The 24,291-nt window shown below is 60.8% G+C and carries 25 protein-coding genes; 17 read left to right on the top strand and 8 right to left on the bottom strand.

Going from position 1 to position 24,291, the window contains the following annotated elements; all coding sequences use genetic code 11:
* From AC1DTN_RS26230 to AC1DTN_RS26200, 7 genes are all read left to right on the top strand, one after another.
* Positions 1–741: a response regulator transcription factor gene (locus AC1DTN_RS26230; RefSeq protein WP_113321087.1), complete on the top strand. Its 741-nt coding sequence runs from the start codon at positions 1–3 to the stop codon at positions 739–741.
* A 112-nt stretch (positions 742–853) separates the two neighbouring features.
* Positions 854–1,045: a tautomerase family protein gene (locus AC1DTN_RS26225; protein ID WP_113321086.1), complete on the top strand. Its 192-nt coding sequence runs from the start codon at positions 854–856 to the stop codon at positions 1,043–1,045.
* A gap of 3 nt (positions 1,046–1,048) precedes the next feature.
* Complete coding sequence (locus AC1DTN_RS26220) at positions 1,049–1,933, top strand: SMP-30/gluconolactonase/LRE family protein (RefSeq protein WP_113321085.1); 885 nt, start codon at positions 1,049–1,051, stop codon at positions 1,931–1,933.
* Between the two features lie 147 nt (positions 1,934–2,080).
* Positions 2,081–3,094: a substrate-binding domain-containing protein gene (locus tag AC1DTN_RS26215; protein WP_477923232.1), complete on the top strand. Its 1,014-nt coding sequence runs from the start codon at positions 2,081–2,083 to the stop codon at positions 3,092–3,094.
* Positions 3,094–4,575, top strand: coding sequence for an ATP-binding cassette domain-containing protein (locus AC1DTN_RS26210; protein ID WP_477923246.1), 1,482 nt, complete (start codon positions 3,094–3,096; stop codon positions 4,573–4,575). The genes AC1DTN_RS26215 and AC1DTN_RS26210 overlap by 1 nt, the downstream gene beginning before the upstream one ends.
* Before the next feature lies 1 nt (position 4,576).
* Positions 4,577–5,554 (top strand): ABC transporter permease, encoded by a 978-nt coding sequence (locus tag AC1DTN_RS26205; RefSeq protein ID WP_113321082.1) that lies wholly within the window; start codon positions 4,577–4,579, stop codon positions 5,552–5,554.
* Between the two features lies 1 nt (position 5,555).
* The gene (locus AC1DTN_RS26200) at positions 5,556–6,497 is read left to right on the top strand and encodes an ABC transporter permease (RefSeq protein WP_113321081.1); all 942 of its coding nucleotides are present in this window, start codon (positions 5,556–5,558) and stop codon (positions 6,495–6,497) included.
* 169 nt (positions 6,498–6,666) lie between these two features.
* Here AC1DTN_RS26200 and AC1DTN_RS26195 read toward each other — a convergent pair whose 3' ends face one another.
* From AC1DTN_RS26195 to AC1DTN_RS26165, 7 genes are read right to left on the bottom strand one after another with little or no spacing between them, the layout of a single operon-like run.
* Entirely contained in the window at positions 6,667–7,437 is a 771-nt protein-coding gene (locus AC1DTN_RS26195; protein ID WP_113321080.1) for an SDR family NAD(P)-dependent oxidoreductase, read from the bottom strand.
* A 14-nt stretch (positions 7,438–7,451) separates the two neighbouring features.
* The gene (locus AC1DTN_RS26190) at positions 7,452–8,429 is read right to left on the bottom strand and encodes an NAD-dependent epimerase/dehydratase family protein (RefSeq protein ID WP_442207400.1); all 978 of its coding nucleotides are present in this window, start codon (positions 8,427–8,429) and stop codon (positions 7,452–7,454) included.
* Positions 8,426–9,106, bottom strand: a complete 681-nt coding sequence (locus AC1DTN_RS26185; RefSeq protein ID WP_113321132.1) for an amino acid ABC transporter permease — start codon at positions 9,104–9,106, stop codon at positions 8,426–8,428. The genes AC1DTN_RS26190 and AC1DTN_RS26185 overlap by 4 nt, the downstream gene beginning before the upstream one ends.
* Before the next feature lie 9 nt (positions 9,107–9,115).
* Complete coding sequence (locus AC1DTN_RS26180) at positions 9,116–9,787, bottom strand: amino acid ABC transporter permease (protein ID WP_113321078.1); 672 nt, start codon at positions 9,785–9,787, stop codon at positions 9,116–9,118.
* A 54-nt stretch (positions 9,788–9,841) separates the two neighbouring features.
* Entirely contained in the window at positions 9,842–10,705 is an 864-nt protein-coding gene (locus AC1DTN_RS26175) for a substrate-binding periplasmic protein (protein WP_442207401.1), read from the bottom strand.
* A 30-nt stretch (positions 10,706–10,735) separates the two neighbouring features.
* Positions 10,736–11,647 (bottom strand): allantoinase PuuE, encoded by a 912-nt coding sequence (locus AC1DTN_RS26170; RefSeq protein WP_442207402.1) that lies wholly within the window; start codon positions 11,645–11,647, stop codon positions 10,736–10,738.
* A 2-nt stretch (positions 11,648–11,649) separates the two neighbouring features.
* Positions 11,650–12,129 (bottom strand): ureidoglycolate lyase, encoded by a 480-nt coding sequence (locus AC1DTN_RS26165; RefSeq protein ID WP_113321075.1) that lies wholly within the window; start codon positions 12,127–12,129, stop codon positions 11,650–11,652.
* 189 nt (positions 12,130–12,318) lie between these two features.
* Here AC1DTN_RS26165 and AC1DTN_RS26160 point away from each other — a divergent pair, with 189 nt between their 5' ends.
* Complete coding sequence (locus tag AC1DTN_RS26160) at positions 12,319–12,984, top strand: GntR family transcriptional regulator (protein ID WP_162747938.1); 666 nt, start codon at positions 12,319–12,321, stop codon at positions 12,982–12,984.
* 263 nt (positions 12,985–13,247) lie between these two features.
* Here the strand turns inward: AC1DTN_RS26160 and AC1DTN_RS26155 are convergent, their stop codons facing one another.
* Positions 13,248–13,475 (bottom strand): hypothetical protein, encoded by a 228-nt coding sequence (locus tag AC1DTN_RS26155; protein WP_442207403.1) that lies wholly within the window; start codon positions 13,473–13,475, stop codon positions 13,248–13,250.
* Positions 13,476–13,576: 101 nt separating this feature from the next.
* Between AC1DTN_RS26155 and AC1DTN_RS26150 the strand changes: the two genes are divergently transcribed.
* The 9 genes from AC1DTN_RS26150 (at position 13,577) to AC1DTN_RS26110 (ending at position 24,290) form a co-directional block, all read left to right on the top strand.
* Entirely contained in the window at positions 13,577–13,819 is a 243-nt protein-coding gene (locus AC1DTN_RS26150; RefSeq protein ID WP_113321071.1) for an amidohydrolase family protein, read from the top strand.
* Positions 13,820–13,916: 97 nt separating this feature from the next.
* Positions 13,917–14,927: a GlxA family transcriptional regulator gene (locus AC1DTN_RS26145; protein ID WP_113321070.1), complete on the top strand. Its 1,011-nt coding sequence runs from the start codon at positions 13,917–13,919 to the stop codon at positions 14,925–14,927.
* Between the two features lie 184 nt (positions 14,928–15,111).
* Positions 15,112–16,791 carry an ABC transporter substrate-binding protein gene (locus AC1DTN_RS26140; RefSeq protein ID WP_439018560.1) on the top strand — a complete coding sequence of 560 codons (1,680 nt, stop codon included), beginning with the start codon at positions 15,112–15,114 and terminating at the stop codon, positions 16,789–16,791.
* 69 nt (positions 16,792–16,860) lie between these two features.
* Positions 16,861–17,874 (top strand): ABC transporter permease, encoded by a 1,014-nt coding sequence (locus AC1DTN_RS26135; protein WP_442207404.1) that lies wholly within the window; start codon positions 16,861–16,863, stop codon positions 17,872–17,874.
* Positions 17,875–17,877: 3 nt separating this feature from the next.
* Positions 17,878–18,753, top strand: coding sequence for an ABC transporter permease (locus tag AC1DTN_RS26130; protein WP_113321067.1), 876 nt, complete (start codon positions 17,878–17,880; stop codon positions 18,751–18,753).
* On the top strand, positions 18,750–20,840 hold the full coding sequence (locus AC1DTN_RS26125; protein WP_477923228.1) for a dipeptide ABC transporter ATP-binding protein: 2,091 nt from the start codon (positions 18,750–18,752) through the stop codon (positions 20,838–20,840). Before AC1DTN_RS26130 ends, AC1DTN_RS26125 begins: the two co-directional genes overlap by 4 nt.
* Entirely contained in the window at positions 20,840–22,102 is a 1,263-nt protein-coding gene (locus AC1DTN_RS26120; protein WP_442207406.1) for an MFS transporter, read from the top strand. The genes AC1DTN_RS26125 and AC1DTN_RS26120 overlap by 1 nt, the downstream gene beginning before the upstream one ends.
* Positions 22,099–23,532: a dihydropyrimidinase gene (gene hydA, locus AC1DTN_RS26115; protein ID WP_442207407.1), complete on the top strand. Its 1,434-nt coding sequence runs from the start codon at positions 22,099–22,101 to the stop codon at positions 23,530–23,532. The genes AC1DTN_RS26120 and hydA overlap by 4 nt, the downstream gene beginning before the upstream one ends.
* Complete coding sequence (locus AC1DTN_RS26110) at positions 23,529–24,290, top strand: SDR family NAD(P)-dependent oxidoreductase (RefSeq protein WP_442207408.1); 762 nt, start codon at positions 23,529–23,531, stop codon at positions 24,288–24,290. Before hydA ends, AC1DTN_RS26110 begins: the two co-directional genes overlap by 4 nt.
* The last annotated feature ends 1 nt before the right edge of the window (position 24,291 follow it).

Here is a 24,291-nt window from a genome sequence, read left to right as displayed (position 1 = left end):
ATGCTGGTGATGATTGCCGAGGATGACGGGTTGCATCGCGCATTCGTGCGCGCCACGATCGAGCATCTGTGGCCGGGTGATGTCGAGGTGATCGAGGCAGGCAGCGGCGACGTCGCAATCGATCTCGCGCGACGCCGCGAGCCGCCCTATGTGGTGCTCGATCTGCAATTGCCGAAAGCGACAGGCATCGAAGTGGCGCGATCCATCTGGAGCCGACGGGCCAATACCCACATCCTTTTCTGGTCGAATTTCGCCGATGAATCCTACGTGCGCGGGGTTGCCCGTATCGTGCCGCCGGGCACCGTCTACGGCTATGTGCTGAAATCGGCCTCGGAGGAGGGCATGCGCTCGGCTCTCCGCGGCGTCTTCGCCGAGGGGCACTGCATCATCGACCGGGAGGTGCGCGGCATCCAGCATCGCGTGCAGGATCGGCTGGAGGGCATTACAGACAGCGAATATGAGAGCCTGATCGATGTCGCGCTCGGGCTGACGGACAAGGCGATCGCCGCCCGCCGCGGCCTCTCTACCCGCGGCGCGCAGGCGCGCATCCGCCATCTCTACGAAAAGCTCGGCGTCGTCATGCCCGAGGACGGGGCGGGCGAGGGTTCGCTCTTCAATTCCCGCACGCGGGCGATCTGTCTGGCCTTTGCCCGCGGCCTTATCAATGTCGATGCGCTGAGGCGCGCGCAGGAGAGCCTCGATGCCTGGATCGACCAGGCTTCGCCGCCGAAGGAGCTCTGAAGATCCGAGTGTGTGTTTGCACATTCAAATCTGCGTCTTCAAACGTAGCCGAACCCTTCCATCCGTGGCTAACTCGGACACAAGCAATAAAAAGCAGACGGGAGAACACGCCATGCCCTTCGTCAACATCCAGATTCTCAAAGGCCATTCCCAGGAGCGCAAGGACGAGATCGCGCGGCGCGTCACCGCTGCCGTCAGCGAACTGGCCGAACTGCCGAAGGAGGCGATCTGGGTCGTCTTCGAGGACGTCCTGGCATCCGACTGGTTCGTCGGCGGAAAATCCGTCCAATCCTCGAAGAGCTGAGCCATGGCGAGGAGCACCCGCAATCCGGGATTTGCCGACGTGGTCGGCGACGGGGCGCTGGAGACCTTGGCAAGCGGTCTCGGCTTCACCGAAGGTCCCGTCTGGCATCCTTACGAGAAATGGCTTGTCTTCAGCGACATGCCCGAAGACCGCATGTATATCCGCCGGCGTTCCGGCGCGGTCGAGGATTTTCGCCGACCGAGCAACAAGGCGAACGGCAATACGCTGGACCGCGAAGGGCGTTTGCTCACCTGTGAACATGCGATGAGCCGCGTCACGAGGCTCGAGCGCGACGGTTCGACGAGTGTCATCGCCACACACTACAAGGGCAAGGAACTCAACAGCCCGAACGACATCGTCGTTGCGACCGGCGGCGCGATCTATTTCACCGATCCGACCTATGGGCGGATGGAATACTATGGCGTGCCACGGCCGCAGGATCTCTCCTTCCAGGGCGTCTACCGCGTCGATCCCGACGGTTCCAACCTGACGCTGTTGGTGGATGATTTCGCCCAGCCGAACGGGCTCTGCTTCTCGCTCGATGAATCGCGCCTCTTCGTCAACGACACCGAGCGCCAGCATATCCGGGTTTTTGCCATCTCGCCGCAGGGCGAGCTCACGGGAGGGGCGGTCTGGGCCGAGACGAAAGGAGAGGCGCCGGGTGCGCCTGACGGCATGAAGATCGACAGCTGCGGCAATGTCTATTGCTGCGGGCCGGGCGGCATCCATGTCTTCGATCCTTCGGGCCATATGCTCGGCCTTATCCGCACGCCGGAGCCGACCGCCAATTTCGCCTTCGGTGACGAGGATCTGAAGAGCCTGTATATTACCGCCTCGAGTTCGCTGCACCGGCTGAGGGTGCGCGTCCCGGGGTTAAGACTGTTCTGACATCCGGGAAACCGGCTAGCAGGAGTGGCTGCCGATGGAGGATCGGCGCCATGGATGTCCAAGCATCCGATCGACGGATTGCCGGAGAATGACCGGCGCCGGGTGAAAGCCTTTCACTCAAGGCCAAACAACTTAGGGAGGATTGAAATGCGTGAAGTCTTCGTACTTGCCAGCCTTGCCGCACTGCTCGCATCGGGCACGGCCTTTGCCGACACGAGCGGCAAGAAAATCGCCTTCTCGAACAATTATGCTGGCAATTCCTGGCGCCAGGCGATGCTCAAGAGCTATGACATCGTGACCAAGAAGGCCGTCGCCGACAAGATCGTGGGCGCGGCCGACGTCTTCACCACGGCCGACCAGGAAGTGCCAACCCAGGCCGCCCAGATCCAGAACCTCATACTGCAGGGCTATGACGCGATCGTCATCAACGCCGCTTCGCCGGATGCGCTGAATGGTGCCGTCAAGCAAGCCTGCGAAGCAGGCATCGTCGTCGTCTCCTTTGATGGTATCGTCAACGAGCCTTGCGCCTATCGCGTCGTCGTTGATTTCGAGGATATGGGCAAACAGGAAATCGCGCAGATGAAGGCGTTTCATCCGGAAGGCGGGAACCTCTTGGAAATCCGCGGCCTTGCCGGTACCTCGATCGACGATTCCATCCACAAGGGCCTGATCGAAGCCGTTGCCGCTCATCCCGAATTCAAGATTGTCAATTCGGTTACCGGCAACTGGGACCAGACGACGGCGCAAAAAGCAGTCGCGACTGTTCTCCCCTCGCTGCCCGATATCGTCGGCGTCGTCACCCAGGGCGGCGACGGCTACGGCGCGGCTCAGGCCTTTGCCGCTGCCGGCAAGCCGCGCCCGACCATCATCATGGGAAACCGTCAGGACGAGCTGCAATGGTGGAAGGAGCAGAAGGCCAAGGACGGTTACAAGACCTGGTCCGCCTCGATCGCGCCCGGTGTCTCGACGCTCGCCTTCTGGGTCGCCCAGCAGGTGCTCGACGGCCGCACGGACATCCCACACGATCTCCTGGTGCCTTATCTCGCGTTTACGCAGGATGATTTCGAGAAGCATCTGACGGATATTCCCGTCGGCAGCGTTGCCACTAAGGAATATACGCAAGCCGATGCCATCGAAGCCATTAAGGCCAATATCAAGTGATGATCACGCCGGTGCAGGCTGTGGCCACCCGGATCATCGTCAGCCTCAGCGGCGCCGAAAAACATTTCGGCGCCGTGAGGGCGCTTGATGGCGTCGATTTCGACGTTCGCGCCGGCGAATGCGTCGGGCTCGTCGGCCATAACGGCGCCGGCAAGTCGACGCTGATGAACATGCTGGCGGGAACGCTGGTGCTCGACCGCGGCAGCATGACGATCGGCAAGGCGGTCACGGAGAACTATTCGGTCATCCGCGCCCAGAGGTTCGGCATCCGCTGCGTCTTCCAGGAACTGTCGCTCTGTCCCAATCTTTCCGTTGCAGAGAATACCCGCATCAACCATCCGTCACTGCGTGGTTTCGGCTGGCACGGGCGTGCCGCCGAACTGATTAGCGCCAAGCTCGACGAGATCTTTCCCGAGCACGGCATCGATGCCTCCGATATCATCGCGGATCTGTCGATCGGGCGGCGGCAGATGGTGGAGGTCGCCCGCGCCTTCACGGTGACGGAGGATCCGCTGAACCTCGTCATCCTTGACGAGCCGACCTCTTCGCTCGATGCCCATACCGCTGGCCAGCTGCTCGCCTTCGTCCGGCGCTTCGTTGCGGCCGGGGGCAGCTGCATCCTGATTTCGCATGTGCTTGGCGAGGTGCTGCAGAATGCCGACCGCATCGTCGTCATGCGCGACGGCAAGGTCGTGGCCGCCGATGCGGCTCGTGCCTATGACCGCGACCGGCTGGTCGCGACAATGGGTGGGGCCGCCCATCGTGAGAAAGGTGCAACGCAAGCCGTCGCCGCCAAGCCGACAGGTGCGCCGCGCGTGCGAGCACGGCCGGCGCGTCAGGGCGATGGCGCCGAGCTCGTTGCCCAATCAGGTTCCATCATCGGCCTTGCCGGGCTTGCCGGCCACGGCCAGACCGATCTGTTGCTGGCGATCTTCAATGCCGCGCGCCGCAGCAAGATCGGCATCGAGGTGACAGCACCGGTGGCGCTTGTTGCCGGCGACCGGCAGTCCGACGGCACCTTCCCGCAATGGTCGATCGCAGAGAATATCGGCATCCGGTCGCTGAAGCGGCTGCGTGCCGGCCTGCTCATCTCGCAAAAGCGCGAGGCCGAGCTTGCCGATGCGTGGAAGCGCCGGATCGGCATCCGCACGCCCGACATGAACAACAACATCCTGTCGCTTTCGGGCGGCAACCAGCAGAAGGCGCTCTTTGCCCGTGCGCTCGGCTCCGATGCCGAGATCATTCTAATGGACGATCCGATGCGCGGCGTCGATATCGGCACCAAGCTCGAAGTCTACGAYCTCRTCCGCCAGGAGGCYGSCMATGGCCGCACCTTCATCTGGTATACGACCGAGACGGAAGAGCTCGACAATTGTCACCATGTCTACGTCTTCAAGAACGGCCGCATCGTCGCCAACCTCACGCGCGACGAGCTGACCGAGGAGAAGATCATCCAATCCTCCTTCGTCGAGGCAAGCTGAGATGACATTCGTTTCGCTGAACAATTCCCTCATGCGCCCGGCCCGCAGCAGCGCCAGAAGGGCACGCACCCTGCGCGCCATGCTGCCGGCGCTCTCGCTCGTTCTGGTGCTGATTGCGATCGCCTGGCTCAATCCGCGCGCCATCTCCTATTTCGGCTTCAGCCTGATGCTGAACCTCGCGATCCCGATTGCGCTCGCCACCATCGCGCAGATGTTCGTCATCGCCGGCAACGAGCTCGATCTTTCGATCGGCACCTTCGTCGGTTTCGTCGGCTGCGTCACCGCCACCTGGCTGCGAGACGCGCCGCTGCTCGGCATCGTTGTGCTACTTGGTTCGATTGGCGTCTATGCGCTGCTCGGCGCCCTGATCCACCTGCGCAACCTGCCGTCGATCGTCGTGACGCTCGGCATGAGTTTCGTCTGGCAGGGGTTGGCGATCCTCGTGCTGCCCAAACCCGGTGGCAAGGCGCCTGACTGGCTGCAGGCGATCACGTCCTTCAAGCCGCCCTTCATTCCTTTTCCGATCGTCGCCGCGATCGTCATAGCCGCCGTCGTCTATTTCGGCCTGATGCGCACCTCGTACGGCGTCATTCTGCGCGGCTCGGGCGGCAATCCGGCAGCGCTAGCGCGGGCCGGCTGGTCGCTCTTGCACACCAAGATCACGCTCTTTGCCTTGGCCGGAAGCTTCGGCGTGCTCTCGGGCATGACGCTGATCGGCATTACCTCGTCGGGCGATGCCAATATCGGCAATGGCTATACGCTGCTGTCGATCGCCGGCGTCATTCTCGGTGGCGGCGAATTCATGGGTGGGCGCGTGTCGCCGATCGGCGCGGTCATCGGCGCGCTGACGCTGGCGCTCGCCGCCTCGTCGCTCCTGACCTTCATGCATATTCCGCCGGACTGGCAGGTGGCAGCGAATGGCGCGATCCTCATCATCGTGCTTGCCGCACGCGCGCTCATCAGCCGCAAGGAGGCATGACATGGCGCAATTGAAGGCGCTCGCCGCAAAACCTTGGATCTGGTCCTTCATCGGCGCTCTCGCCGCCTGGCTCGCCACCATCGCGTTTACCGGCGGCTACGGCGCCGGCGGCATGCTGACGGCCGCCTTCTCGCTCGCCGTCTTCATGGTCATCGTCGGTACAGGGCAGATGTTCGTCATCACGCTCGGCCCCGGCAATGTCGATCTCTCGCTGCCGGCCAATATCGGGCTTGCCAGCGCCGTCGCGATGAAGACCATGGACGGGCAGGACAGCATGATCGCAATCGGCCTGCTTGCGGCGCTCGCCAGCGGTGCTGCGGTCGGCGCTGCCAATTACCTGCTGATCTGGGCGCTGCGCATTCCGCCGATCATAGCCACGCTCTCGGCAAGCTTCATCATCCAGTCGATCGACATCAGCTATGGCCGCGGCCTGCAGATCAAGCCACCGCCGGGTTTTGCGGAATTCACCAACCTGCAGATTCTCGGCGTTCCTGTACTGGCCCTTGTCACCATCCTGTTCACCTTGGGCGCCGGCATTGCGCTCCAGAGGATGATCTACGGGCGCTCGGTGCTGGCGATCGGGCAGAATATCCGCGCCGCCTGGCTTGCCGGTGTTCCTGTCGGGCGCATCCGTTTTCTCACCTATACACTCTCGGGCACGCTCGGCGGTCTGAACGGGGCGCTGCTTGCCGGCTATTTTCGCGGCGCAAATGTCGATATCGGCAATGAATATCTGCTTTCCTCGATCGCCGTCGTCGTCATCGGCGGCACCTCGGTCGCGGGCGGAAAGGCCAATATTCCCGGCATCTGGGGGGCCGCCCTTTTCCTCGTGCTTCTGCTCACCATGCTCAACACATTCGGCGTCAGCGCCGGCGTGCGCCTGCTGCTCACCGGCCTCATCATCGTCGGCGTCATCACCGCTGCTGGAGGCAAACGCTCATAAGATCGTCAGGCGCGCGCGCGCCCCGCGTAAGCGACCTCAAGCCCAGACGTCGAACTCGATGCGGAGGAGGCGAGGGCGATCGCAAGCACGATCGCGAAGTTTCGGCCGCGCTGCGCCGTCGGATATCACAGAGCAGCTGGGGAAGCTGTTATCGATATAACCTCCTGTGTCAGGCAGCCATCCAGCCACCGTCAACCAAAAGGTTGTGACCGGTAATATAGGACGCTTCATCGCTCGCCAAAAACAGCGCAGCGCTTGCGACATCGGTGGGTCTACCCAGGCGCGGCATCGGCGTCCGTTTGTGCGAATATTCCAGCATCTCCGGCAGGATTGCCCGGCCCGATTTCCCGGTCAATATCTTACCCGGCGCGACAGCGTTGCAGATGATGTTGGCGGCGGCGTAATCAGCGGCAATCTGTTTCGTCATGTAGACGAGGCCGGCCTTGCTGACACCATAGGCGAAATCACCCGGCGCAGAAACCATGCCGTGCTGCGAGGAAATATTGACGATCCTGCCACGCGTTTCGGCGACGATCTCCTGCTGAAGCATGATCCGCACGGCCGCACGGCTGCAAAGAAAGGCGCCCTTCAGGTTCACGTCCATGACCCGGTCCCACTCTGTCTCCTCCGTTTCGGCGAGCGGTTTCGGCACGTGAATGGCGGCGTTGTTGACGACGATGTCGAGCCTTCCGAAACGGGCCTGGGCTTCTGCAAAGACATGCGAGACGTCCTCGGAGCGCGCGACGTCTCCTTGGATGAAGATAGCATTCGGACCAATTGCGCTCAGCACTTCGATCACAGGCGCGCCACCTTCGACAACCGCCGTCGAAATATCGACGGCGACAACATTGGCGCCTTCCTCCATGAAGCGGACAGCAATAGCACGGCCAATACCGGAGGAAGCGCCGGTTATGATGGCGGTCTTGTTCTTCAGGCGCATGATCGCTGTCCGTCCTATGATTTTTCTGTCCGGAGGGAGGATTGCCATTTGATAAAGTCTTCAGCAGCATGCCGGCCGGCGAACCGTGGTTGGAAACCCGTATCCGACAAGAGACGGTCGATCGAAAGAGGCGCTCGGTCCGCGGCGAGGCCGAATGTCAGGTTCGCCACTTCGCCGCCATTGGCAATGCGCCAGCCGCGCGCATCGGGAAGGCCTTGCAACGCATCGCACCATTCGGCCACGCTCGTGACCTGCCCGCCGCCGAGATTGTAGATGGTGTGGTTCAATTCCTTCTGCCGGAGAAGGGCAGCAATGCCGGCCCCGGCATCGCGACTATAGAGCCAGTCGCCGGTCAAGGGCCGTGGCAGAACGACATTTTCTCCTTCCCGCCAGAGATCGACAACCTGGCCATGCGGGCTCAGGACAGGGCGCAGACCGGTCTTGTATTCCCACGGACCATAGACAGGGCCGAGCCGGACGATCGTCAGATCAATCCCGTAAAGGTCTGCAAGTCGCATGGCTGTCGCTTCGGCGGCGAGCTTCGTAATGCCGTAGAGGCTGACCGGCGACGGCCGGGATTCATCTTCCTGATAGGTACCTCCCTCCGGCCGTGCCACTCCATAGACGGCGACGCTGCTTGCCAGGATGAGGCGTGGCCGTGGCGAAAGACCGGAAAGGGCGTGCATGAGATTGGCCGTTCCGCCGACATTGACCGCGATCAAGCCGGCGGGATCGGCCATTTCTGCCTGACGATCCGGCGTAACGGCCGCCAGATGGATGACGGCCTTTACAGCCTCGGTGCCAACGAGGTGATCGATGTCGGCGGCGCTGGTAATGTCGCCGGCAACGAACTTGATATTCCCAAACTCGCCGCCAAACGCTGCAGGAACCGCTTCGCGTCCAAAGAGCACGACGGCCTCATCAGCCTGTCCGAGAGCCTCGGCCACGGCAAGGCCGACGAAACCCGTGCCGCCGGTAATGACGATGCTCATCTCCGATTGCTCCCGATGATGGCGCGTCTCTCCATGCGCGATACCCAGTGGGAGAAGGGCCACAACATGACGAAGAAGATCACTGCTGCCGCGGTCAGCGGTGTCGGATTGTAGGTCTGCTCCTGCGCGACACGGGCTGAACGCAGCAATTCAGGAAGTGCCACCATCGAGGCGATCGAGGTCGTCTTGACAAGTTCCAGGGAATTGCTGGCGAGCGGGGCCAGAACCTTGCGTAGGACCTGGGGAAGGATCACGAGCATAGTCGTGTGGAAACGATGAAGGCCGAGCGCTGCTGCCGCTTCGTGCTGGCCCTTGGGGATAGACTGGAGACCGGCGCGAAAGATCTCGCCGAAATAGCCGGTATTGTTGATGATCAGCGCCACGACGACGGCAGTGAAATTGCCGAGCGTCAGCCCGAAAAACGGCAGGCTGTAGAAGATCAGGATCAACAGGACGAGGACCGGAAAAGACCGCAGCAGATCGATGAACATCACGACCAGCCGTTGCACGAGCGGTCCGCCGAAGCTGTAGATCATAGCCACGCCGAGGCCCGAAAGCACTGACAGGGGCAGTGAGACAAGCGCCAGCAGGACCGTGACTTCAAGTCCCTGCAGCAGCAGCGGATAGATCAGCAGGAAGGACTGAAAACTTGCGAAATTCTGGATGAAAAGATCCACGGCCACTCCTCAATGCGCATGTGCATAGCGCTTTTCCATCACACGGCTCAGGAAAACGAGCGGGATGAAGAAAGCCAGATAGAAGGCGGCCGCCAATGTCAGCGGTGACGGGTTGGCGTAAATGGACATGGCGCTCTGGGCGCTGCCGAGCGCCTCGGGAAGGGAGACCGCTGCACCAAGCGCCGTGCCTTTTGTGATGGCGATCGAGCGGTTGGTAATCAAAGGGATGGCGAGCCGGATCGATTGCGGCAGGATGACCAAGCGGAGCGTCAGGGCACGGGAAATGCCGAGTGCAGACGCGGCCTCCCATTGGCCCTTGGAAACCGCCATGATCGTTGCCCAGAAGATTTCCGCGGAAAAGGCGGCAAGGACCGCAGCAAGCGCAAGCGCCGTCGCGAAGAATGGCGAGAAGGTCAGCCCGAGATAGGGCAGGCCGAAATAGATGAAGATGATGATGACGAGTTGCGGGAGCGTGCGAAATACCTCGACATAGGCCGTCACCAGCCCGTTGAGAGGCCGATTGTTGGCGCAACGCAGCAGCGCAAGGCCAAGCCCGGTAAGGACGCCGATGACGATCACGCAGACGGCCACTTCGACCGTTACGATGAAGCCGGCAAAAACCTCCGGCAAAGCTTGAGCGATGACCGGGGCATTGAAGTAGTTTTCGAGAATCTGGTCCATGGAACCCTCGCCGTGGAGCGCGGCGCGGCACAGCCGCGCCGGATCTGAGCACCGTTAGTTGCAGGCGAGTTCGTGCGGCTTGTCGTCGTAGCCTTTGAAGCCCGGCGCGCCATAACCGGGAAAAACGGTCGTCAGGGCCGTGCCGTCAACAGGCTTTTCGCCGTACCATTTCTCGTAGAGTTTCGCCATCGTGCCGTCCTGTTTCAGGCATTCGATCGCGCCTTCGACCTTGTCTCGATAGGCTTCGTCCCCGTAACGAAAAGCATAGCCGAAATTACGGCCGTTGAAATCCTTGAAGCCGACCTCGATGGCAGGATTCTTGCTGGCGGCAAAGACGGTTGTCGGGATCTCGTTGAGTGCTGTGAAAGCGCGATGGGTGATAACGGCCTGCACCGAATCCGGGAAGGTCTCGTAGCGCTCCACCTCGAAGCCATATTTCTCGGCGTTCTGCGTCGCCCAGGTGTCCGAGATAGTGCCCCGGTTGACGGCTAGGACCTGACCCTTCAGCCCCTCAAGCGCGGGGAGTTTCTCGCCCTTTCTGACGAGGAAGCCGTTGCCCGTTGCGAAAAAGGGCTCGGTATAGAGCATCTTTTCGGACCGCTCCTGCGTGATGTTGAGCGGATTGACGGTGAATTCGATACGTTTGGAAAATAGTGCCGCAAACAGGCCGGAGAAGTTGATGTCCTGCACGTCGACCGAAGGCCGTCCGACCTTTTTTGCGATCGCGTTGATGAGATCGACGCCGAACCCTTCCGGGCCGCTTGCACCGCGCACCATCCACGGCGCGACGCCGAAATCCGAGCCGACGACGAGTGGTTGGTCCTGAGCATGGTCATCTGCAAGAGCAGGTGCGCCGGAAAGCCCCAAGGCTCCAAGAGCGGCCAGAAGTGCGATTGAATTGATTGCTTTTTTTGTCATTGCATTCCCCTTTTCTATTGCTGGCGTTGACTATGGTGACGGCTGGTGGTGCTGATGCCAATGCCTGGCAATGTCGGCGCGGCGACACACCCAGACGCCGTCGTGGCGAGCGACATGATCGAGAAAACGCTGGAGCCCGGCTGCCCTTCCCGGATGACCGGCGATGCGCAAATGTAGACCGACCGACATCATTTTCGGGGCATGCCTGCCTTCAGCATAAAGGACGTCGAATGCGTCGCGCAGGAACTGAAAAAAATGGTCGGCGGTGGCCATGGCGCCGCGCATGAACTTGGCGTCGTTGTTGGTCAGGCTATAGGGAACAATCAGCTGATTGCGGTCCCCGACCTTCACCCAATAGGGCAATTCCTCGTTATAGGCGTCGCTGTCGTAGGAAAATCCGCCATGCTCGACGAGGAGATTTCGCGTGTTGACGCTTGGGCCATAGCGGCAATACCACCCTTCGGGTGCGGTGCCGATCGAGGCCTCTATGCTTTGCACGGTTCTTTTGATCCGTGCACGCTCCTCGTCGACGGAAAGCCCGCCATGGTGCTCCCAGCGCCAACCATGAGCGCAGACGTCGAATCTGCTTGTCCGCAGATACGTTGAGATTTCGGGGTTTCGCTCAAGCGCCAGGGCGCATGCCATGACGGTTGCCGGAAAGGACCGTTCCTCAAGCAATCGCGCCAGGCGCCAGAACCCGACACGGCTCCCATATTCGAACATCGATTCAGCGGCAAGATCGCGGCCGGCAAACGAGCCCGAACCGCCTTCCGTCAGCGCGGTCTCGCTTGCGGCATCTCCATCGAGGGTAGAGGGCTCGGACCCTTCTTCGACATTGATGACAATGTTCAGCGCCAAGCGCGCTCCATCCGGCCATTTCGGATCGTAGCCATCGGCGCCGTAGCCGACAAAATCCCGCGTCAGGTGGCTTTTCGGTTTCATTCTCATGCCCCCGGATTGATCACGACAGGTGTCGGCAGCTCGTAGAACTCGTCATTTGCGGCCTTTTCGGTGACCCCCATCGTGACGAAGAATTCGACGGGAGCGTCGAAAGCGGAAAGCGGTGCGTGCCAGACATTGCGCCTGTAGATCACACCCTGCCCGGGACCTGCTTCGTAGGCGTGGATCTGCTCCAGGTCGGGGCTGCCGTCCGGATTGCTCGGGCAAGTCACGACAAGAAAACGGGTGTCGCGAAGAGGCACGAAGGCCTGGTCGGAGAAGGGATGTCTCTCAAGGAATTTGACTTCTGCCGGAAGAGCTGTCGCTGCGACGACTTTCGACACCCAAAAGGCGCGACGCATGCCGTCCTGTTCGTGCGTAAAGTCGATCGAGAGCGCGCGGCGGCGCTGATCGCCCTGATGTTCAATGACATCGCCGAAATCCACGAAGTCGGCCTGTTTAAGCTGTTGAACGATCCTGCTCACGTCAACTCCATATAGATCCCACTGGGATACCAGCGGGGCACGTGGGGAAGTTAGCGACAAAAATGGGTTTGTAAAGCGCAAATCCCGCACTTGGCACGACGAACAAACCAGCGGGACCCCGCTGGGATTGCTTGGCGTCCTCTCATCGTCTAAGAGGGAGGCCGGCGGGAAAACTCTCAAGGATTGAATGTGGCGGACGAAGCAACCATCACCACGGGAAAAGATCAGACGAAAATCTCGGAGCAAGCCTATCAGTACTTAAGGAGCCTGATTCTGGCGCGCGAACTCGGTCCCGGCGATGTGTTTACGGAACGCAAGCTTGCAGAGCAGATCAAGGCGTCGCGAACGCCGCTGCGGGCCGCCATCAACCGGCTTGTGGGCGAGGGCCTCGTGTCGCGCCTGTCGAACGGCAGCATCGTCATCCGGCAGGTGGCGGTCGAAGAGTTGATGGAGATCCTGGTGATCCGCCGTCTACTCGAGGGCGAAGCCGCCGCCCAGGCTGCCAATCGCAGTAGCCCCGGCAGCGTCGATGCCATACTGGAAAAGAGCCGGGCGATCGTCGCGGATCCGAGTCTGGAATTCGATTCTTTCTGGGAATATGACGACGACTTTCATCTGTTCATCGCCGATGCCAGCGGCAAGCCCATGCTTGCGCAGTATATCCGCAATCTGCGCGACAAGGCGCGCATGGCCCATGTCGTGCGCATGGAGAGGAATTTCGAGCAGCAAGCGCGCGAGCACATCGCCGTCCTGCAGGCGGTGGCTGACAAGAAACCGGACGAGGCGCGCCAGGCAATGGCCGACCATATAGACCGCGTTCGCGAACGCTTCATGCGTTGGCTCTTTTCGGATTGAGGCATCAAGGCCGCTGGCCCTTGGTCAGCAGGCTTGAGAAATCCGAGCCTGCCCCGATCGAGCTGATTGCGCGTGTTCTGTCTGGCAAGATCGGCATCGTTTGCTTGCATGGCGCCGAGGATGCAAAGCTGCTCTCAACGGGCCTGGCTAAAACGCCGAGGAAGTTTCGACCTTGCACATATGCAGCAGCGTGCGCACCATCGGCACCGCTGCTCGAGCCATCGATTGGCGCAGATTTCGCAATCAACACATGCGGTTCGTCGTCAAGGTTCAATGAGGTCGAGACAGGCGGCCTCGCTTTCGACGTTAGGGCGAAACTGGGTCAGCTGCGCAAAATCCTTCACGCACGTTCGGTAACCGCCAGGAACCGTTCGGCGTGCGGTCTCCAGCAGCGTCCCCGAGCGCAGCTCACGAGTCTCGATCAGCGAGAGTATCTGATCGTCGCTGAGTTCCGATATCCGACTGGCCTCCGCGCCCATGCGCCTTTTCATCGTCCTCTTCCCAATTCGTGAGCGGCCCTTCGCCAATTTGCCGATTGACTCAATCAACCAGCTCTTGCTACGGTATCTTAGTGGGATACCAGCGGGATTGCATGGGGATTTCCACGCTGAATACCGACGCCGACATCGTGATCCGCGATGACGAAATACGTGCGCGGATCAGCGCCGGGACACTGCACGACCAACTGGATTACACCCCCCGTAAGGGAATGGTGCTCGACGGGGCGGCCGAAGACGGCCGTCTCGCGAGGCCAATCCTGCGTCATGACGCAAGACTGCCCGCCGAGCCGGTCACCGGCTACGATGTGACGGAAAACCGATTGACCATGCGGTGAGACAAGATCGTCGGTATCTGCTTTTGGTTGCCCGCCAAAGCCCGTGGCTGCTGCAGACCGGCAAAAGCAGGGCAAGCGGATGTTTGGAGCTCGCCCCATGATGGAGCAGACCTATACGCTGAAGCAATTGGCACAGGGTGATCGGCCGATCCGGATCGGCTTTTTCCTGGTGCCGGACTTCCCCCTGATGACGTTCGCCGCCGCGCTCGACTCGCTGCGGCAGGGCAATCGTCTGGCCAAGCGAAAGGCCTTCGAGTGGCTCATTCTCTCGGCCGATGGCAGCCATGTGAAGTCCAGCAGCGGTTTGGGCTTCGATGCCGATACGGCAATAGGGCAGGCGCCCCGTTGCGATATCGTCATACTTTGTGCCGGGATCAATTATGCCGATGCCTATGATGCCAATGTCTTTGCGTGGTTGAGACGCATCCATTCAGAAGGATGCGTGCTGGGCGCCGTCAGTACGGCAGTGTTCTTCCTGGCAAAGGCGCGGTTGCTGGAGGGACGACGTTGTGCAGTTCATTGGGAATCGCTTGCAAGCTTTCGCAGCGAGTTTCCGAACTGCCTCGCCACGGACGATATTTTCGCGATCGACGGACGCTTCCTGACCTCTTCGGGCGGTACGGTCACGCTCGACATGATGCTCTACCTTATTTCCGCTGTGGAAGGCAGGGAGCTCGCCGCGCTCATTTCAGACCAGTTCAACCATGCGAGGATCAGGCGCCAGGATGACGTCCAGCGCATGTCGCCAGAAGATCGTTTCGGCATCAGGAATGCCAAGCTTGCATTCGTGGTGCGCCGCATGGAGGCAAGTCTCGGCGATCCAGTCGAGATTTCAGATCTCGCCGACAGCGTCGCGCTTTCGCTGCGGCAGCTCGAACGGCTGTTCCACGCCAACCTCGGAAAAAGTCCCAGTCATTTCTACATCGAGCTGCGCATGGCGCGAGCAAGAGAACTGCTGGTCTACACGGAATTGGCGATCGGACAGATCGCTGAAATCTGCGGTTATCAATCGGCCTCCCATTTCGGTCGCTCGTATCGCACGCGATTTCGCGAGAGCCCTGCTGCCACCAGAAACGCCGAGAAACGACGGGGGATGTCAACCGCATGAACAATGTCGATCGACGCAGAGAAGATGTCGGATCACTGCATGTCACCGAGGTTCATCCCGTTTTAATTTTTATGAAGACGGACGGGCGACGGGCAAAAAGCCCGCTGCGACCGCGGCTTGCCGGCAAAGGTTAGCCGATCGGTCCAACCCATAAAATCGGAACAGTTAAAGCGCTAACTAGGAGATGACTACCGTGGATAAGTCTCAACATTCCTATATTCCGACCCTGGTCGAACAGATGTCGAGCGGCGCGATCGGCCGCCGCGAATTCCTTCGAAAGGCAACACTGCTCGGTGTTTCGGCGGCCGCTGCCTATTCTCTGGCCGGTGTAACGATGCCCGGCGATGTTGCTCAGGCGGACGATTTGCCGAAAGGCGGAAATCTGCGCATCGGCATGCGCTGCATGGAGATCAAGGATCCGCATCTGGCAGACTTCGCCGAGAAGTCGAACGTCATCCGTCAGGTCTGCGAATATCTCACGCTCACGGACCGCAATAATATCACCCATCCCTATCTTCTCGAGAAATGGGACGTCAGCGACGACCTGAAGACATGGACGCTGCATGTGCGCAAGGACGTCAAGTGGCGCAAGGGCAAGCCATTGACGGCAGACGACGTCGTCTGGAACCTGAAGCGCGTCTGCGATCCGGCGATCGGTTCGTCGATGCTCGGGCTTTTCACCGGCTATCTCGTCGAGGAATACGAAACCGGTGAAAAGGACGAGAAGGGCAATCCAAAGAAGTCGAGCAAGCTCTGGGCCGACAACGCCATCGAGAAGGTCGACGATCACACCGTCCGTCTCAACTGCTCCTCGCCGCAGATCGCCGTGCCCGAGCACCTCTATCACTACCCGATGTTCATCCTCGATCCGGAGGAAAACGGTGCCTTCGGGGCCGATGCAAACGGCACCGGTCCCTTTGTCATCACCGAATACGTCGTCGGCAAGGGTGCCAAGTACAAGGCCAGGACCGACTATTGGGGCACGGGCCCCTATCTCGACACGTTCGAATATGTCGACCTCGGCGACAACCCGGGCGCCGGCATCGCCGCCATGGCCTCCAAGCAGGTCGATGGCCTGTCGGAAGCCGATGCGGTCCAGATCAATGCGATGAAGAATTTCCCGCATGTCGCCGTCTACCAGGTCGAGACGACGCAAACGGTCGTTGCCCGCATGCATCCGGATATCGAGCAGTTCAAGGACAAGCGCGTGCGCCAGGCGATGCGCTATGCGATCGACCGCGACAAGGTTATCCAGACCGCGCTTCTCGGTGCCGGCATTCCCGCCGAGGATCATCACGTCGCGCCGTCACATCCCGAATATGCGGCCCTGCCGAAATATCCCCGAGATATCGAGAAGGCCAAGAAGCTCCTGGCTGACGCAGGCTATCCTGACGGTTTCGAATTCGACATGACCACGCGCCCCGATCCGATCTGGGAGCTCAACACGGCGCAAGTCCTGGCCGAACAATTCAAGGACATCGGTGTGAAGGTCAACATCAAGTCGCTGCCGAGTGCGCAATATTGGGAAGTCTGGACGACGTCGCCGTTCAGCCTGACAGCCTGGGGCCACCGGCCGCTGGCAATCATGACGCTGTCACTTGCCTACCGTTCGAATGCCGCCTGGAACGAATCCAACTATTCCAATCCGGATTTCGACAAGCTGCTGACGGAAGCCGAAGGCATCCTCGATCCGAAGGAGCGCAGCAAGGTCATGGCAAAGATCGAAGCGATCATGCAGGACGACGGACCGATCGTTCAACCCTTCTGGCGTGTCTTCTCGACAGTCATGGACAAGAAGGTCAAGGGCTTCGAGCTTCATCCTTCGCAATATATCTTCGCGCATCAATACGCGATCTCGGCCTAACCTCCCGGCTGGTGCCCGGCCGCCTTTACGCGGCCGGGTGCTACGCCCCGATATTCGGGATTCCCGGCTATGGCGAACTTCCTTTTCAAGCGTCTGGTGATGATGATGGTGACGATGCTCTGTGCCTCGTTCCTCGTCTTCGCCGTCTGCGAATTCACTCCCGGCAGCGTGGCACGCAAGTCGCTCGGTCCCTTCGCCACCCAGCAGCAGGTCGACCTTTTGTCGCAGAAGCTGAAGGCCAATGATCGGCTGCTGGTGCGCTATGGCCGCTGGCTGGGCGTGCTCGTCGGCGCAATTCCCGACCCCCTCCAGGATCCTGCCACCGGACTGAATTTCAAGGATCCGCGCGGTGCCCAGTATTTTGGCAATTTCGGCTATTCGACGCTGAACAAGCTGCCCGTCAACGACGTCATCTGGGATCGCCTCGGCAATACCGCTATCCTCGCCGGCCTGGCGTTCCTCTTGATCGTGCCGCTGTCGATCATCTTCGGCATCCTGTCGGGGCTGAAGGAGGGCGGCGTGCTCGACCGGACATTGTCGGTCATCTGTATCACTTTCACTTCCATTCCGGAATTTGCGTCCGGGGTCTTCCTAGTGACGCTTTTCGTGATCCTCTGGCCGATCCTGCCAGGCACGAGCCCTCTCAATAGCGATGGCGGCTGGGCAGTGCCCTACCAGTTCATACTGCCCGTTGCCGTGCTGGTCATCTACGACTTTGGCTATGTCGCCCGCATGATCCGCGTCTCGATGATCGGCGTGATGGAGCGGCCCTATATCCGAACGGCAATCCTCAAGGGCATGAGCACGCGCCGCATGGTCCTCGGCCACGCGCTGCGCAATGCGATGATCGCACCGTTCACCGTGCTCCTGCTGCAAATCAACTTCCTGATCAGCGGCGTCGTCGTGACCGAACTCGTCTTTGCCTATCCGGGCTTCGGCCGCCTGATCCTCGACGCAAGTCTGTTCGGCGATATCGCAACGCTTGAAGCCGCCACGCTGATCACGGTCGCCATCGCCGTCATTACGCAGCTGCTCGGCGACCTTGGCTACATGCTGCTCGATCCACGTATCCGGGTGAGGTAAATCATGGCTGTTCAAGACAATATCGTCGGCGTCGTTGGCGTACCGTCAAAACGCGTAGCGCGACCCAACTGGATGCGCATTTTCCATTCGCGCACAGCCGTCGTCGGGCTTTGCCTGGTTCTCTTCTGGGTACTTGCCGCCCTTCTCGCCCCCATCCTGCCGCTGCCATCGCCGACGGATTCCGATGTCATGGCAATGAGCAACCCCTATCCGTCCGCGGCCCACTGGCTGGGTACCGATATCCTCGGTCGCGACATGCTGTCACGGCTGATCTTTGGCGCCCGCACGGTACTATCCGTCGCGCCATTGTCGGTGGCGGTTGCCATGATCGTCGGTATCACCATGGGCATGGTTGCCGGCTATTATGGTGGCTGGATCGATGTGCTGATCAGCCGTTTCTCCGACATCATCCTGGCCTTTCCGGTTCTCGTCATCTACGTCATCCTGATCGCCAATATCGGACCGTCGGTCCTGAATATTGTCATCGCGACGATGATCGCCTCGGCGCCGGGCATTGGCCGGATCACGCGCGGCCTGGTCCTCGGCCTAAAGCAGCAGGAATACGTCTCCGCGGCGAAGCTGCGGGCAGAAAGCACGTTCTACATCATGATTGTCGAGCTGCTGCCGAACTGCCGCAGTCTCCTGATCGTCGATGCCTGCCTGCGCATCGGCTACACGATCATCACCATCGGCATTCTCGGTTTCCTCGGCCTCGGCCTGCCGCCACCGAACCCCGATTGGGGCGGCATGGTCAAGGAGAGCGTCACTGTCTTGAATGTCTGGCCGCACATGTCGCTGATCCCGTCCTTCGCGCTCGTCAGCCTGGTTCTCGGCTTCAATCTCCTCGCCGACGGTATGCGGGAGGCATGGAAGCCATGAACATCATCGCGTCCAATCCTCAAGGAGCGGCCATGTCCACCACGCCATCGATCGATCGTGAACCTGTTCTCGACATTGAAAACCTGCGCATCGAATTTCGCGGCAAGAACGAAACGGTCGTTGCGATCCCTGACCTCTCGTTCAGGGTCATGCCCGGCGAAAGTTACGGGCTCGTCGGGGAGTCAGGCTGCGGCAAAAGCACGACGGCCATGGCGATCATGGGCTATCTCGGCAATACCGGTGTGATTGCCGGCGGCAGCATCCGCTTCAATGGCAAGCAACTGGTCGATGCTTCGGCCAGGGAGTTGCGCTCCATCCGCGGGCGGCAGATCGCCATGGTCTACCAGGATCCGATGAGTGCGCTTAATCCGGTCAAGACGATTGGCGCGCAGCTTGCCGAAGTGCCGCTGCTTCACATGGGCGCCAGCAAGAAGGACGCGATGGCGATGGCGGAGGCGATGCTTGCCGACGTTCGCCTGCCGGATGCCCGCGACATGATGCGGCGATATCCGCATCAGCTATCAGGTGGCCAGCAGCAACGTGTCGTCATCGCCATGGCATTGCTCGCCAAACCGTCCCTGCTGCTGCTCGATGAACCGACGACAGGCCTCGACGTGACGGTCGAGGCTGCGGTCATCGATCTGATTGCCGAATTGCGTCAACGTTATTCGACGAGCCTCTTGTTCATCTCGCACAATCTCGGTCTGATCGCGGAAAGCTGCGATCGTCTCGGCATCATGTATTCCGGCAAGATGGTCGAAGAGGGAACGACAGGTGAAGTGTTCCGCCGGCCGAAACACCCCTATACGCGCGGTCTCATCGACTGCATTCCCGATATCACCGGCGACAAGAGAAGCCGCACACTTGCCGCGATTCCGGGCTCGATCCCGCTACCGCAGGAACGGCCGCAGGGCTGTCTCTTCGGGCCACGCTGTTCAAGTTTCGTGGCAGGCCTCTGTGACCGCCCCGGGCTTGTTCTGGAGCCGGCGGGCGAGGACCATCTTGTGCGTTGTGTTCGCTGGCCGGACATTCCGGCTGCGACCGCAAGCGGGGCGCATGTCGAGGCGTATGATACCAAAAAAACGACGGCCATTTCGCTAGCCGACGTCAACCGTCTCTATCCTGTCGGCCACCAGAAGACGGTCAAGGCGAATGAAGCGGTCACATTCGAAGCGGCAACAGCCGAGATCGTCGCGCTGGTCGGTGAGTCCGGCTGCGGAAAATCGACGCTCGCGCGCATCGTGACGGGTCTCGACAAGGCGACGTCGGGAAAAATCCGCATGGCCGGCGAAAATATTGCCGAACTGCAGGCGAGCGAGCGCCCACGTGCGCTGTTGCAGCAGGTCCAGATGATCTTCCAGAACCCCGACAGTACGCTCAACCCTTCGCATTCGGCTGCCTTCTCCATTCGTCGTTCGATCAAGAAATTCGGTATCCGAAAAGGAAAGGCCGAGATCGAGCAGCGCGTCCGCGAGCTCCTGGAAATGGTGCGGTTGTCTCCAGCCGTTGCAGATCGAAAGCCGAACCAGCTTTCCGGCGGCCAGAAGCAGCGTATCGCCATCGCCCGCGCCTTTGCTGCCGAACCTTCGCTGATCGTCGCCGACGAACCGGTTTCAGCTCTCGACGTCTCGGTGCAGGCAGCGGTCGTGACGCTTCTTCTCGACATTCAGCGGGAAAAGCACGCCACGATGCTGTTCATCAGCCACGACCTGGCGCTGGTCCGCCATGTCGCCGACAAGGTCGTCGTCATGTATCTCGGCAAGATCATGGAGCAGGGAACCGTCGAGGAAGTCTTCGGAGAAGGCGCCCATCCTTATACCGAGGCGCTGCTGTCGGCGATCCGCAGCCCGCATCCCGACGAAACGCCGCGCGAGCGTATTCGCCTGTCGGGTGAAACGCCAAGCCCTGTCAACGTACCCGCCGGTTGCCGCTTTTCGACGCGATGCCACCGCAAGCTCGGCAGCATCTGCGACACCGTACCGCCGCCGCTGCGCAAGATGACCGGCACGCACGAGATTCTCTGCCATATCGATCAGGCGGACCTCGCCGCCCGGCCATCCATTCTTGTTCCCGTCAAACAGGCATAATGATGCGCGATCCCGACAGGTTGATTGGTGATTTCTGGCGGAAAGCCGCCGGTCTGCGTGCAATCCTGCACGTGTTGGCGAGTATCTGCATCGTTGCGACTGGAAATTCTCTTCTAACGACCACGGTTTCGCTTCATCTGAGCGATCCCGCAATCGATCCGCACGTGGTCCAGTTGCTGCTGACAGCATTTCCCATAGGCTTTCTTGGCGGCTGCCTGTCGGCCCGTTTCCTTGTCGTCCGTTTTGGACATGAGCGTGCCTTCCAGATCGTCTCATTGCTCGCCGCGTTCGGCGCCGGCGGCTATATGGTGACGGAATCCGCCCCGGTCTGGTTCTGCCTGCGTTTGATAAACGGCTTTTCGATCGCGGCGCTGTTCGTCGTGTCCGAAAGCTGGATCAACCTTTATGCCGATCAGAAGAATCGCGGGACATATTTTTCCCTCTATATGCTGATGACCTCGCTTGCGACATTGTTTGCGCAATTGCTGATCGAGGCGGCCGGACCGAAATCTCCTCATCTCTTTCAGCTTGTGCTTGCGGTCATCCTGTTCGGGTTGGTTTATGCCCGCTTTGTCGGTGGCCCCTGGCCCACCTTGCGACTGCCGCTGGCAGTGACGGTCGATGCCAGCAACGTCCACTCCGGGAGCCGGTTTGGCATCTGGCGGCTCGCCGCTCTCGCGCCAGTCACTGTCGTCTGCGTCTTTCAGTCGGGCATGACCAACATGAACGTCTATACGATGACGCCGATCTATGCGGAGCGGGTGAACCTCGACGCTGCCGTTGCGGTGACGCTGGTGACGGCTTTCAGCCTGGGCGGGATGCTCGCCCAGGCGCCGATCGGATGGTTGTCGGATCGCATGGACCGGCGCGTTCTGTTGCTCCTGCAGGGACTGGCGGCAGCGGGTCTATGTGCTGCAATCGCCTGGCCCGGAATGCGGCCCCAGGCGCTGCTCTACGGCCTGTTCTTTGTCTATGGCTCAGTCGCGCTGACGATCTACCCGGTCGCAATCGCCTATGCCAACGCGCAGCTCGATAGTCGGCACATGGTTTCCGCGTCGGGCAGCCTGCTGCTCCTCTATTCGATCGGCAACATCATGACACCGGGGCTTGCCGCGCAATTGATGGAACAATTCGCACCGCAGGCTCTCTTCCTTCTCCTCGGCGGCGGAGCCTTTCTGGTTGCTGCCGCCGCCTGCTTCAATCTTGTCCGCCGTCCGATCGGCGCGGCCAAGCCTTGCCTCGTTTCGGGAGGATGCGAATGACATGCGCCAAGCCTTATGACCTCGTGATCCGTGGTGGCCGCGTGGTGCTTCCGGACGCGACCAGGCAGATCGATATCGGCATTCGCGATGGCGTGATTGCCGCGCTGGAGCCGGATCTGCCCGAGGGAAGAAATGAAGTCGCAGCAGAAGGTCGTCTGGTCTTGCCAGGTGGGGTCGACAGCCATTGCCACATGGATCAACAGCCATGGGAAGGCAAAACGACGGCCGACGACTTCAACACCGGCACGCTGTCTGCGATGTGCGGCGGGACGACCACCGTCGTGCCTTTCGCCATGCAGATGCGCGGCCAGTCGTTGCGCGATATCGTCGAGGATTATCACAAGCGGGCCTGTCCAAAGGCGCGGATCGACTATGGCTTTCACCTGATCGTCGGTGATCCCTCAGCCGAAGTATTGCGCGACGAAATTCCCGGCCTGATCGCCGAAGGCTGCACGTCGATCAAGATTTACCTCACCTATGACGGGCTGAAACTCGATGACTACGAGGTGTTGAACGTCCTCGACCTTGCCCGTGCGCAGGGTGCGATGGTCATGGTCCATGCCGAAAATGATGCCTGCATTCGCTGGCTGACCGAAAAGTTCATCGCTGCGCGCAAGACCGACCTGCGCTATCACGAGAAGGCCCATTCGGCGATCGGTGACCGTGAAGCGACCTTTAGGGCGATCAGCCTTTCGGAACTGATCGAGACCCCGATCCTCGTCAGCCATGTTGCCGCCGGCGGGGCCGTCGAGGAGATTCGCCGCGCCAAGGCGAGAGGGCTTCCGATCTATGCCGAGACCTGCCCGCAATATCTCTTCCTCTCGGCCGATGACATCGATACGCACGACCTGTCCGGCTCCAAATGCGTCTGCACGCCGCCGCCGCGCGACAAGTCCAACCAGCCGGCAATCTGGGGCGGCATCCTGGATGGAACGCTTGAGGTCTTCACGTCCGATCACTCGCCCTGGCACTATGCCGACAAGATCGCGGGTGGGCCGGGAACCCCGTTCCATCGCATTCCCAATGGCATTCCCGGTATCGAAACGCGGCTCGCTTTGCTGTTTTCCGCTGGTGTGAACGGTGGCCTGATCTCGCTGCAGAAATTCGCGGATCTGACCGCCGGCGCCCCGGCGCGGCTCTTTGGTCTCCATCCCCGCAAGGGACGGATTGCAGTTGGTGCCGACGCCGATATCGCGATTTGGGATCCGGATCGCAGCGTCACAATCACCAATTCGCTGCTGCATCATGCGACGGACTACACGCCCTATGAAGGCCAGGTCGTGAAGGGCTGGCCCATCATGACGATCTCACGGGGCGACATCGTCTGGGACGACGGAAAGATCATGGCCGAGCCGGGACGGGGCCAGTTCGTTGCCCGTCACCGGCCGTTCCCACCGCAGCAAGGTCTTTCGAAGGTGCTTGCATCATGACGGCGGCGATGTCACGCCTTGATGGCAAGGTGATCTTTCTGACCGGTGCTGCGAGCGGTATCGGCGCGGCGATTGCGCGCCGCTGCATCGATGAAAACGCCTCGGTGATCTGTGCGGATCAATCGCTCGATAGCGTCACTGCGCTCGCCCAGTCCCTTGGCCCTCAGGCTTTCGCCATCCAGTGCGACGTGACTGATAATGCGTCGGTCAGGCGCGCGGTGGATAGTGGTGTGAGACGGTTCGGACGCCTGGACGGGCTCGTGCACAACGCCGCAGCACCCTCGATGGGTGGCACGGTCGTCGATCTTGACGAACAGCAATGGCGCCTCGAGATCGACGTCATCCTGACGGGCGCCTTCCTGGCCAGCAAGCATGCGCTTGCGGCAATGATTGCAGGCGGCGGCGGATCGGTCGTCTTCATCGCATCGCAGTTTGCGCATGTGGCGACCGGCAGGGCTGTCGCCTACTGCGCAGCAAAGGCCGGTCTCGTGCATCTCGCCAAGGCCATGGCAACCGATCATGCGGTCGATGGCATCCGCGTCAACAGCCTGTCGCCGGGCGCTGTTGCCACGCCAAGGCTGCTGCAGCGTTGGCCGGATCTTGAGGCGGCCAATGCCGGACTCGGACCTGCGCATTTGCTCGGTCGTATCGCAAAGCCCGATGAAATTGCCGCTGCTGCCGCCTTCCTGCTGTCGTCGGACGCTTCGTTCGTCACCGGAACCGACCTCCTGGCCGATGGTGGCTATGCCACGCGCTGAT

The sequence above is a fragment of the Rhizobium sp. 01T444 genome (genome assembly GCF_056398305.1).
This window is presented reverse-complemented; position numbering and strand designations above follow the sequence as displayed.